The sequence below is a fragment of the Spirosoma oryzae genome (genome assembly GCF_003002825.1).
In the GTDB taxonomy this organism is placed as follows: domain Bacteria; phylum Bacteroidota; class Bacteroidia; order Cytophagales; family Spirosomataceae; genus Spirosoma; species Spirosoma oryzae.
On the sequence record NZ_PVTE01000019.1, the window covers coordinates 86,334 to 98,696 of the forward strand.

The 12,363-nt window shown below is 54.7% G+C and carries 7 protein-coding genes and 1 pseudogene; all 8 read left to right on the top strand.

The window, feature by feature from the left end; all coding sequences use genetic code 11:
• Positions 1-40 precede the first annotated feature (40 nt).
• Positions 41-1,798 carry a phospho-sugar mutase gene (locus tag CLV58_RS20100; RefSeq protein ID WP_106139625.1) on the top strand — a complete coding sequence of 586 codons (1,758 nt, stop codon included), beginning with the start codon at positions 41-43 and terminating at the stop codon, positions 1,796-1,798.
• Positions 1,799-1,953: 155 nt separating this feature from the next.
• On the top strand, positions 1,954-2,379 hold the full coding sequence (gene tsaE, locus CLV58_RS20105) for a tRNA (adenosine(37)-N6)-threonylcarbamoyltransferase complex ATPase subunit type 1 TsaE (protein WP_106139626.1): 426 nt from the start codon (positions 1,954-1,956) through the stop codon (positions 2,377-2,379).
• A 65-nt stretch (positions 2,380-2,444) separates the two neighbouring features.
• Positions 2,445-3,659: an alanine dehydrogenase gene (locus tag CLV58_RS20110; protein WP_106139627.1), complete on the top strand. Its 1,215-nt coding sequence runs from the start codon at positions 2,445-2,447 to the stop codon at positions 3,657-3,659.
• Positions 3,660-3,759: 100 nt separating this feature from the next.
• Entirely contained in the window at positions 3,760-4,164 is a 405-nt protein-coding gene (locus tag CLV58_RS20115; RefSeq protein ID WP_106139635.1) for a hypothetical protein, read from the top strand.
• A 366-nt stretch (positions 4,165-4,530) separates the two neighbouring features.
• On the top strand, positions 4,531-6,534 hold the full coding sequence (gene gyrB, locus CLV58_RS20120; protein ID WP_106139628.1) for a DNA topoisomerase (ATP-hydrolyzing) subunit B: 2,004 nt from the start codon (positions 4,531-4,533) through the stop codon (positions 6,532-6,534).
• Between the two features lie 66 nt (positions 6,535-6,600).
• On the top strand, positions 6,601-8,964 hold the full coding sequence (gene ppk1, locus CLV58_RS20125; protein WP_106139629.1) for a polyphosphate kinase 1: 2,364 nt from the start codon (positions 6,601-6,603) through the stop codon (positions 8,962-8,964).
• A gap of 188 nt (positions 8,965-9,152) precedes the next feature.
• A complete protein-coding gene (locus CLV58_RS20130; protein WP_106139630.1) occupies positions 9,153-10,394 on the top strand; it encodes a NupC/NupG family nucleoside CNT transporter in 1,242 nt (413 codons plus the stop codon).
• 610 nt (positions 10,395-11,004) lie between these two features.
• Positions 11,005-12,363 (top strand): annotated as a pseudogene (locus tag CLV58_RS20135) (gliding motility-associated C-terminal domain-containing protein); the annotation flags it as partial.

Sequence of the window (12,363 nt, forward strand, 5' to 3'; positions counted from 1 at the left end):
TCATTTCAACTTAACAATCCTTTTTCAGTCTGTTTCATTCATGACCACAACACTAGACCCATCTACCCAGGAGCGCGTCGACAAATGGCTCGACGGCAACTACGATGCTGATACCAAATCGGCGATCAAACAACTTATCGACGCGGGAAATACGACCGAGCTGACAGACTCGTTCTACCGCGATCTGGAATTCGGCACGGGTGGTCTGCGTGGGGTACTGGGGGTTGGTTCGAACCGGATGAACCGCTACACGGTGGGGGCTGCCACGCAGGGCCTTTGTAACTACATCAATGCAACGTTTCCCGGTCAGGACGATATCAGCGTCGCCATTGCGCACGACAGCCGCCGGATGAGTCCCGAATTCGCCCGGCTCGTTGCGGATATTTTCTCGGCCAACGGTATCAAAGTATACCTGTTCAGCAGCCTGCGCCCCACGCCCGAACTATCGTTTGCCATTCGGCAACTGGGTTGTCAGAGTGGGATCGTCGTAACGGCGTCGCACAATCCGCCGGAGTACAATGGCTACAAGGTGTACTGGGGTGATGGTGGGCAGGTGGTTGCCCCGCACGACAAGAACATCATCGCGGAGGTAAACAAAATTACGTCGATCGACAGCATCAAATTCGAGGGTGTTCCCGAGCGAATTCATCAGATCGATGAAGAAATCGACGCACCGTATATCGAACGGATCAAGTCGAACGCGGTAAACCCGGACGTAATCAAGAAGCAGGCCGATCTGAACATCGTTTACACGCCTATCCATGGCACGGGTATTACGCTGGTTCCCCGCGCCCTCGACGCGCTGGGCTTCACCAACGTTCACATCGTAGAACAGCAGGCAACCCCCGATGGCAACTTCCCGACGGTTAAATCGCCGAACCCGGAAGAGCGGGCCGCCATGCAACTGGCGCTCGATCTGGCCAACGAACTGAACGCCGACCTCGTAATGGCTACCGACCCCGACGCCGACCGCGTAGGCGCTGGTGCCCGCAATCACCACGGCGAGTTTGAGCTGCTGAACGGTAATCAGATGGCCAGTCTGATTATTTATTACCTGCTCAACGCCTGGAAAGATGCCGGGAAGCTGACCGGGAAAGAATTCATCGCCAAGACCATCGTAACGACCGACCTGATCGACGCGATGTGTCAGCGCTATAACGTGACCTGCTACAACACGCTGACCGGCTTTAAATACATTGCCGAAGTCATTCGCGAGCTGGAAGGGAAAGAGCAGTTCATCGCAGGTGGTGAAGAAAGCTATGGTTACCTGATCGGCGATTTCGTGCGCGACAAAGACGCCATCGCTTCCTGCGCCATGATTGCCGAACTGACCGCCTACGCCAAGAACAACGGCCAAAGCCTGTTCGACATGCTGATGGCGATGTACCAGGAAAACGGCTTTTACTACGAAAGCCTGGTGTCGCTGACCAAAAAAGGCAAGAGCGGTGCCGAAGAAATTCAGCAGATGATGGCTGACTTCCGCGCCAACCCGCCCAAAGAAATCGCCGGTTCTACCGTCGTTCGCATCGACGATTACAAGGCGCTCACCCGGACGGATGCGTCGGGTAACGCGACCGCAATCGAAGCCGGTAAGATGGGAATCGAGTCGTCGAACGTACTACAGTTCTTCACCGAAGACGGGACAAAAGTGTCGGCACGCCCATCGGGTACGGAGCCGAAGATTAAGTTTTACGTCAGCGTTCGTGAGCCACTCGCCAGCAAGGAAGCGTTTGACGACACCTACGCACAACTGAAAGCCAAAGTACAGCGCGTTATCGACGATCTGAAGCTGTCTTAATCCGCTAACTACCAATAGATGAGAAGCCCGGATGCGTCTGACGTAGCCGGGCTTTGTATTAACACCGCGCGCAGCATCAAGATTTAACAACGTTTGCCGTATGCTCAGTCGACTACTGGCTTTTTTGTATCTTCGCAGGCTGATTTAGTTTGCCTATGACGCTGGAGCTTAAACACCTCGATGACATCGATTCAGTAGCCCACCGGTTACTGGCCGCAGGGCGCGAGCAGCCGGTATGGCTTTTCGAGGGCGACATGGGCGCGGGTAAAACCACGCTGATTAAAGCTCTTTGCCGGGCATTGGGCGTACTGACTCCTGTGCAAAGCCCGACCTATTCGATCGTTAACGAATACACCACCCACGAAGGGCATCCCGTTTACCATTTCGACTGCTACCGGCTCCGCAACGAAGCCGAAGCGCTCGACATCGGTATTGAAGAATACCTTGCTTCGGGCAATTACTGCTTCATCGAATGGCCCGAACGCGTTGTGTCGCTCTGGCCGGCCCGTTATTTTCAGGTTCAGCTTACCGCCGGTGCCGACGATCAGCGAACGATCGAAGCCAGACTGGTGACTGACTAACCACCCATCGTGTCTATCCATTGCCTATTATCGTATAGCCTCAGACGCTAAAACCAACCACCATCTTGACTGGATTTGAGGAATTGGCCCAACAAACGGCCCTCTACCCGAAAGAATCACCGCTGGCTGTCAAACAGGGCCAGCATAGCCTGCTTATTGGGTTACCCAAAGAGGTGTCGTTGCAGGAAAGCCGCATCGCGCTGACCCCCGAAGCGGTCGCCATTCTGGTTCGGCACGGCCACGAAGTCATCGTCGAGCAGGGCGCGGGCACGAAAGCCAAGTTCACGGACAACGAATACAGCGAAGCGGGTGCCCGTATCGCGTATTCAGCCAAAGACGTCTACGAGGAGGCTACCCTGATTCTGAAAGTCGAGCCACTGGTCGAAGCCGAATTCGAGTTCATCAAGGCAGGCAGCACGGTCATTTCGGCACTTAACCTGCCGGCGCGGAACCGCGATTACTTCAAACGGATCAACGACAAGAACCTGACGATGATCGGCTACGAATTCATCGAGGATAAGGCTGGCAACATGACCGTTATTCGCTCGATGAGTGAGATCGCGGGTAGTACGGTCATGCTGATCGCGGGTGAATACCTGAGCAACGCCGACAACGGCCGGGGCGTCATTCTGGGCGGTATCACCGGTATTCCACCCACCAAGGTGGTGATGCTGGGCGCGGGTACGGTGACCGAATACGCCCTGCGGACGGCCCTCGGCATGGGCTCCGACGTGAAAGTGTTCGACAAGCAACTGTACAAGCTACAACGCCTGAAATACGCCGTCGGCCAGCACGTCTACACGTCCATCATCGATTCTGATACACTGACGGAAGCCATTCAACGAGCCGATGTCGTCATCGGGGCGATGCGGGCAGACGATGGCCTGAGTCCAATCGTGGTAACCGACGATATGGTCAGCCGTATGAAGCCGGATTCTGTCATCATCGACGTATCGATCGATCAGGGGGGCAACTTCGAAACCTCCCGCATGACGACGCACAAAGCCCCCACGTTCCGCCACCACGACGTCATTCACTACTGCGTACCCAATATTGCCGCCCGCGTGGCGTATACGGCCAGTATGGCGCTGAGTAACATCTTTTTACCCTTCCTGCTCGAAACTGGTACGACGGGCGGTATCGAACAGATGCTGTACGCGAACCGCTGGTTTATGAAAGGTGTTTATGCGCATAAAGGCACGCTGACGAACCTGTACATTGCCCAGAAGTTCAACATGCGCTTTAAAGCACTGGACCTGCTGTTGGCCGCCCGCTTTTAACTTTTCGGTTTACGGTGTTCCGTTTTCGATTTACGGCAGTTCAATGACTCGCCTGTCGCCCACAGAAAACCGTAAACTGAATACCGTAAACCAACTACTGATGATTAATCACAGCAACGAAAACGTCCTGCTGGACGATGCCAACTCGTACGACGTCAACAAAGAACTGATGGGCATCATATCGTCGGACTTTGTCAACGTAGCCGACACGCTCAAGGAAGCGTCGTATCAGATTCGCAAGCGCGGCTTTTCCGACTTCCCGATTTTCGTCGCGTCCCGGCGCGACGTTCCGATTGGGCAGTTGCTGATCGGCGTCGATGAGATGGGCAACAAGTGGAACTACCGTGCGTCGCTATTCGATGAATTCGTACAGCGCGAGCTGATCGGTGAAGATTCCATTGAGCTTTGGAAAGAGAATTTCAAGAAAGCTGATGAATACGCCTGTCTGTTCGTCGTACACGGTGATTTTGCGGGTTTTGTGTACATTCCGTACCCCGAAGATTAAGCGTATTAGCCCCTTACTTCGCGTAAAAGCCGGATTCAAAAATCCGGCTTTCTTTTTGCGTGGCCCCGGCCAAAGTCAATTCTATTTTTTCAAGAACGTACCATTACGAGCACCGGGTTTTAAGGTCCCCTAACGGCTATACGTCAGGATTGCACCAGGAACCGTTATTCTGAGCAAACAGGGCCGTTTTATCGTCTTTATCGAACATAGTATTTCAATTGAAGCATACAAAATACATTGCTTTTCAGGATAAAGTTTACTAGGTAAAGTGGACATTTTTTTGTATTTTTACCATCTGTAAATAGGCGCTAACGACCACTGTTTTTAGCCTGCTACATTGAGTTTCTGATATTACCTGTAGCCAATATGACCAACGAATTGATTGAAGCAGACGCACTCGCAACGGACGAACCAAAAAAGGAGTATGGGGCCGACAGTATCACCGTCCTGGAAGGCCTGGAAGCTGTTCGCAAACGCCCGGCGATGTACATTGGCGATGTGGGTATCCGGGGGCTTCATCACCTTATCTGGGAGGTAGTCGACAATTCGATTGACGAAGCCCTGGCGGGTTACTGCGATACCATTACCGTAACGATCAATCCGGATAATTCCGTCACCGTACAGGACAATGGCCGGGGAATTCCTACCGGCATAAATACCAAAACGGGCAAATCAGCGCTGGAGATTGCCATGACGGTACTGCACGCTGGCGGTAAGTTCGACAAAGACACGTATAAAGTATCCGGTGGTTTGCACGGCGTGGGGGTATCCTGCGTCAACGCCCTGTCGACCGACGTACGGGTAGAGGTACACCGGGAAGGAAAAATCTTCGAACAGGAATACAAAATCGGGATTCCACAGTACGACGTACGCATTATTGGCGAGGCTGCCGACACCGGCACCCGGACGCACTTTAAGCCCGACGGCAGTATCTTCACCGAAACCGAATACAAGTACGAAACGGTAGCCGGACGCCTGCGCGAACTGGCGTTCCTCAACAAAGGCATTCACATTTTCCTGAATGACCTACGCGAACTCGACGAGAATGGTCAGCCTGTACGGTACGACGATTTCTTTTCGGAAGGCGGTCTGATCGAGTTCGTAGAATACCTCGATCAAACCCGCCCCTCGCTCGATAATATGAAGCCAGTCTACATGGAGTCGGACAAAGGGTCGACGCCCGTACAGGTGGCGCTGGTGTACAACTACGAAGCCGGTGAGAATGTGCTGTCGTACGTCAACAACATCAACACGCACGAAGGCGGTACACACGTACAGGGCTTCCGGTCGGCGTTGACGCGGGTGCTGAAAAACTACGCCGATAAAAACCCCAACGTGCTGCCCAAAAACGCAGGTAAAGTGACGTTTAGCGGGGAAGATTTTCGGAAGGGACTGACCGCTGTTATCTCGGTGAAAGTGCAGGAGCCGCAGTTTGAAGGTCAGACGAAAACGAAGCTGGGTAACCAGGAGGTTGTCAGTGCCGTTAGTCAGGCCATGGCCGATCTGCTGGAAACGTGGCTGGAAGAAAATCCGAAGACGGCACAGGGCATCGTCAAGAAAGTACTCGTGTCGGCGCAGGCACGGATTGCCGCCGATCAGGCCTACAAGCGCATCATGAGTGAGCGCAAGGACTTTATGGGCGGTGCCGGTCTGCCGGGTAAACTGGCTGACTGTTCGGACACTGACCCGGAAAAGTGCGAGCTTTATCTGGTAGAGGGTGACTCGGCAGGTGGTACGGCCAAACAGGGTCGGAACCGGGCGTTCCAGGCCATTCTGCCCCTGCGCGGTAAGATCCTGAACGTCGAAAAGGCGATGGAGCACAAGATCTACGAAAACGAAGAGATCAAAAACATCTGGACCGCGCTGGGAATTCGGCTAGAAAAGAAGGACGATGAAACGGTGATGAATCTGGAACGGCTCCGCTATCACAAGATCATCATCATGACCGATGCCGACGTCGACGGTAGCCACATCCGCACGCTGATCCTGACGCTGTTCTACCGGAACATGAAGCCGCTGATCGACAATGGCTACATCTATATTGCGCAGCCCCCGCTATATCTGATCAAGAAAGGCAAGGAGGAGCGCTATTGCTGGAGTGAAGCCCAACGCGAAGCGGCTGTAAAAGAGCTGGCGGGCGCTGGTCGGGAAGAAAATGTGAGTGTGCAACGGTACAAAGGCCTTGGCGAGATGAACGCTGAGCAGCTCTGGAGCACCACGATGAACCCGGATACGCGCAGCCTGAAGGTCGTCACGATCGAATCAGCGGCCGACGCCGATCACGTGTTCTCCACGCTGATGGGCGATGAAGTCGCGCCCCGGCGTGAGTTTATCGAACGGAACGCCAAATACGCCCGGGTGGATATTTAACCGAATGATAACACTAGGCGGGCCCACAAGCCCGCCTTTTTGTTGTTACGTTAACTTTATAGCTCTATGCGCTATTCACAACACCTTCACAAAACAATGCTAGGTAGCCTGGTATCACGCTTAACGCATCGCAATTCAGAACCCCAGACAACCGCGCCCCCAGCTGATAAAGACAAACTCGTTAAAGTAAGCGAGAAGGTTACCAGCGTTATCGATCAGAGTAACTACCTGAGCCGCGACCTGAGCTGGCTTAAGTTCAACGAACGTGTGCTCGATCAGGCCCGCGAGCGGCAGGCTCCGCTGCGCAACCGGACGATCATGGAACGGCTAAAGTTCCTGGCCATCTCTGCCTCGAACCTCGACGAGTTTTTCATGATTCGCGTGGGTAGCCTGTATAACTACCTCGACTACCACAAGCAACGGGTCGATTATTCGGGTCTGCGCGAAGTGCCGTTCCGCAAGGCGTTACTGTCAGCGGCTCAACAGTTCGTGCGCGATCAGCAGCAGGTATTCAACGAAGAGCTGTTGCCGCATTTTGTCGAGAACGGCCTTCAGCTCACTGACTTCGAAAACCTGACGGCCGACGAACAGGCGGAAGCCACCGACTTTTTCGATAAGGCGATCTATCCCACGCTGACACCGATGCTGTATGACTACACGCATACGTTCCCGGTGCTGCTGGCCAAGGTATTGATCTTCGGTGTGGTCACGCATAACAACGAAGCGGCCAATCTGCAAAGCCTGCGCCCGGAAGACGAAGACAGTCGGCAGCGGCTCTCCTTCGTACAGATTCCCGCCAACCTGCCCCGTTTCCTGACGTTCGAACGCGACGACGTTGTCCTGTTCCTGCCCATCGAAGAGGTGGTCCGACACAATATCAAAAAACTGTATCGCAACGTCGAAATCGAGTCGGTCAACCTGTTTCGCATTACGCGGAATGGTGATTTTACGCTCGAAGAAAACGATGACGACGAAGTCGACTTTATCGACGAAGTCCGGCAGAAGATCAAGAATCGGCGGTTGGGCCGGGTGACGCGCGTTGAGGTGCAGACCGACTGCAACGGCAACGAAGGCGCTTCCTGGATGATGAACCTGCTGAAAAAGCGGTGGGAAATCGATGAGTTGAACGTGTTTGAGTCAGCCACGCTGCTGGATTTTACGTCGCTCTGGCAGATCATCGGCAATCCGGAATTCAAAGACGACATGCCGAGTCAGCATCCGCCGGTACAGCCGATGGGCATCAATCGCGAGAAGAACGACGACATTTTCGAGACGATCAAGCAGCGCGACATCCTGCTGCATCACCCGTACAACAACTTCGAGCCGGTTCTGCAACTGCTGGAACAGGCGGCAGAAGATCCGAACGTACTGGCCATCAAGATCACGGTTTACCGACTGGCCAAACGGTCGCGGGTGACGGAAGCCTTGCTGAAAGCCGCCGAAAACGGCAAGCACGTATCGGTACTGTTCGAGGTCAAAGCCCGTTTCGACGAAGAAAACAACATTCGCGAAGCCCAGCGGCTACAGAAAGCCGGCTGCTTCGTGATCTACGGCATCAGCCGCTACAAAACGCACACAAAGCTGTTACTGGTGGTGCGCAACGAAGGTAGCCGGGTAGTGCGCTACGCCCACATGGCGACAGGTAACTACAACGAAGATACGTCGAGACTGTACACCGACATTGGTTTGCTGACGACCAACGAGACGTACACACACGACATCTCGGAGTTCTTCAACGTTATCACCGGTCACTCGCTGCCCAACGAATACAACTACCTGATTACGGCCCCGCGCGACATGCGCGATCAGCTGATTCGCCTGATACAGACCGAGGCCGAACACGCCCGGCGTGGCCTGACAAGCGGTATCTGCATCAAGGTCAACTCGCTGGAAGACAAGCAGGTGATTGACGAACTGTACAAAGCGTCGCAGGCGGGTGTACCGATCCGACTAATCGTACGAAGTATCTGCTGTTTGCGGCCGAAGCGGGCTGGCCTGAGCGAAAACATCAGCGTCCGGTCGATCGTCGGTGATTTTTTGGAGCATACCCGCGTCTATTACTTCCACAACAACGGTGACCCGAAAGTATACGGGGGTAGTGCCGACGTAATGGTTCGCAGCTTCGACCGGCGTATCGAATCGCTGTTTTATCTCGCCAACGACCGGGTAAAACAACAGGCTATTCTGATTCTACAGGATAACCTGCGCGACAACGTCAACGCATACGAGCTGATGGAAGACGGCAACTTCAAAAAATGTGAGGTTGGCGAGAATGAACAGCCGGTGAATATTCACGAGCGTTTTTTCGAGGTTACGGAGAAAGACGCCATGGAAGCCCGTCTGTTCGAGACCGAGCAAAAACCGACCGACGTTGCCCAGCTCGAAGACGAGTATCAGGAAAACGCGGAACGCGCCATCGCGAACATATAATCCGCTTTCTTGCATACGTTCAGGCCAGTAACGCGCTGAATGCATGAGCCATATAGACTTCATGGGGTCGCACGATCTATCCGATCGTGCGACCCCATTTGTTTACCCATTTATCCCCCGCTTTAGCCAGCCAGTCATTACCCCTTTTGTCGTATATTCGCCGTCTTAACCGCAATTTGTACGTCTGAATGGATCGTTTTACCGGGCTCATTGGCATCGTTCTTATCCTTGGCATTGCGTTCGCGATGTCAGACAACCGCAAGGCAATTAATTTTCGTACCGTGGGCGTCGGTCTGGCGCTTCAGTTTGGGTTAGCCATATTCGTGCTCAAGACCGACCTCGGTCAGAGCCTGTTTCAAAAACTCGGCTACTATGTCGACCGGTTGCTCCAGAAAGCCAACGTTGGTGCGGAGTTCGTTTTTTCGTCGCTGGTACGCACCGACGTGCTGACACGGGCCTTCGGTCCGGGCAACAACTTTATCTTCTTTTTCAAAGTCATCCCGACGATCATTTTCGTGGCCGTACTGGTCAATATTTTCTACCACCTCGGCATCATGCAGCGGATCGTCGCCATCATGGCGCGGGCGATGAAAGGACTGATGGGCGTTAGCGGAGCCGAAGCCTTATCGAACGTCGCCAGTACGTTTGTCGGACAGGTCGAAGCGCAGATCATGATTAAACCGTACCTCAACGGCATGACCAATTCAGAGCTGCTGGCCAGCATGACGGGTTCGTTTGCCTGTATCGCCGGGGGCGTACTGGCCGTGTACATTTCGCTGGGTGTACCAGCCCCTTACCTGCTGGCAGCCAGCATTATGGCGGCACCGGGAGCCTTGGTTATCAGCAAGATCGTGATGCCCGAAACGCAGCCTTCGGAGACGCAGGGCGTGGTTAAAGTCGAAATCAAAAAAGTATACGCGAACCTGCTCGACGCGATTGCCGCCGGTGCCAGCGAGGGCCTGAAAGTTGGCCTGAACGTAGTAGCCATGCTGATCGGCTTTATCGCCCTGATCGCGCTGCTCGACAGTATCCTCTTCCGCATCGGCTTTTACATCATCGGCATCGATTTCCTGAGTCTGAATTTCCTGCTCGGCAAGGTGTTTTCAATTTTTGCCTGGGCCATGGGCGTACCGACCAAAGACATCCAGCAGGCGGGTTCGCTGATGGGGACGAAGATGGTGGTCAACGAGTTTGTCGCTTACCTCGACCTGGTGAAAATCAAGGATACGCTAAGTCCCAAGACGATCGCCATTGTCAGTTTCGCGTTGTGCGGCTTCGCCAACTTCAGCTCGATTGCCATTCAGGTAGGTGGTATCGGCGAGCTGGCACCACAACGCCGGCGCGACCTGGCCCGGCTCGGCTTCAAGGCACTGATTTGTGGCACGTTAGCTTCCTATATGTCGGCCACGCTGGCGGGTCTGCTATTATAGTCTACTTACCGAAAGCTTGTCTTTCTCCTGCATATCCTGCCCCCTGTTTTGCGACGAGTCAGCCGCCAGACAGGGGGCATTAAATTAGCTACCGTATAATTTATATCTAACGCTACTTTTTCGCACTGCCACGTTGTCTTAAAAACCAGTTAAGACGATGCGCCGGCTCTACACGTATGGGCTTATAGCCCTCCTCCTCGGGTTACTATTCATACCAATAACCAGCCGGGCCACGCACGTTCGCGCTGGGGAAATTACCACCCGCCGGCTATCGGCCACCTCGCTTACGTACGAGATAACCCTGACCGCTTATTTTGACGAACAACGTGGCAAAAGCGCGGCTGCCGAGACAAGAGAAGTAGACTTCTGCTTCGGCGACAACTCAACCGAAAAGGTTCCCCGACTCCTCCCGATTCGCTTCTTAAACGGTGGTACATCCTCCATCAATATTTACCGTACCGTACATACATTTCCCGCCCCAGGCACCTATACAATAGGCGCATTTATTGTCAATCGGAATAATCTAACAATTAATCTACCACCGCCAGGAAGTTCGGAGGACATTAGCTTCTATGTTTCCACAACCATATCGATTGCAACGAATCTAGGCTTGAATTCTACGCCTGTACTGCTCAACCCACCCCTTGATTCGGCGCGTGTTGGCCAGCAATTTTGCCATAATCCGGCGGCTTATGATGCCGACGGCGACAGCCTGGCCTACCGCCTGAGCCGCCCTAAAGAAAGCACAGGCAATTGCCGTAGCCAGTTTATCTCCAGGTACCAGGACCCGACCGTCTACAGCACGACCAGCGAATCGGGCGGCACCCCTACCTTTACCATCGACGCCAAAACCGGGCAACTTTGCTGGGATGCGCCCAACAGGGCCGGTCAGTTTAATTTTGCCTTTATCGTGGAAGAGTGGCGGAACGGCGTCAAGATCGGTGAGGTCACCCGCGATATGCAGATCGTGGTCGTCGATCAGCCCAATCGACGGCCGCTGATCGAGGGAGCCTCGCTTTGTGTGGAAGCGGGAACGCTTATTCAGCAACCCGTCACTGCTACCGACCCCGACGGGCAGCGCGTCAGCATAACAGCCTTCGGTGGTCCGCTGAACCTGACGGCCGATGGATTGCCCTTGCCAAGTGGGCTGAGTATCAGCCCCGACTATGCACGACTTATCAACGGCGGCACGCCCCTCCCCCAGCCCGGCACAGCCACGTTTTACTGGCAGACCAACTGCAATCACGTTCGCAACCAGCCGTATGATATTACCCTGAAAGTCAATGATATCGTACCGCGTGGCACCACGTCGCTGGTGTCGTTTGCGACGCTGAACGTACGGGTCATTGCCCCCGCCGTGCGCAACCTCAGCGGACGGGCCAGCGCCCTGGCCGGCGGGCGGGCTATTCAGCTCAACTGGGCCGCGTACACCTGCGGGCGTATCGTCGATGCCGGACTCGGACCCGATACGACCCAACTCATCGTCTACCGACGCGAAGGCAGTTGCTCGCCCGTTCAACCACAAACCTGCACAACCGGTGTACCCGCCGGGTTGGGCTTTGTCGAGGTCGGCCGTGTGCCCTTCACCACCACCACCTTCACCGACACCACCGCCCTCCGACGCGGGGTTACCTACTCCTACGTCATCGTCGCCCGCAATCCCGGCGACGTCAACAACGGTGGACTCAGCCTGCCTTCCCAGCAGACCTGTCTCGAACTACCCCGCCTGACGCCCGTCATCACCCAGGTCACCGTCGACTCTACCAACGAGACCCGGGGCCGCATCACCCTGCGCTGGGCCCGGCCTCTCGACCTTCGGCCCGGCGATCTGGGCGGGCCCTACCAGTACCGCATTCAGCGCGCCACCGGCCTGGCCGGTACCAACTTCACCACCATCGCCAGCATCACCACCAACCTCGACCGTAGCGTAGTCGATACCGTCTACGTCGATCAGGGTAGCTCCACCAGC

Excerpts from the sequence above, each read along its gene's own strand:
- CLV58_RS20100 (WP_106139625.1), top strand. The coding sequence starts at position 41 with ATGACCACAACACTAGACCCATCTACCCAGGAGCGCGTCGACAAATGG.
- tsaE (WP_106139626.1), top strand. The coding sequence starts at position 1,954 with ATGACGCTGGAGCTTAAACACCTCGATGACATCGATTCAGTAGCCCAC.
- CLV58_RS20115 (WP_106139635.1), top strand. The coding sequence starts at position 3,760 with ATGATTAATCACAGCAACGAAAACGTCCTGCTGGACGATGCCAACTCG.
- gyrB (WP_106139628.1), top strand. The coding sequence starts at position 4,531 with ATGACCAACGAATTGATTGAAGCAGACGCACTCGCAACGGACGAACCA.
- ppk1 (WP_106139629.1), top strand. The coding sequence starts at position 6,601 with ATGCGCTATTCACAACACCTTCACAAAACAATGCTAGGTAGCCTGGTA.
- CLV58_RS20130 (WP_106139630.1), top strand. The coding sequence starts at position 9,153 with ATGGATCGTTTTACCGGGCTCATTGGCATCGTTCTTATCCTTGGCATT.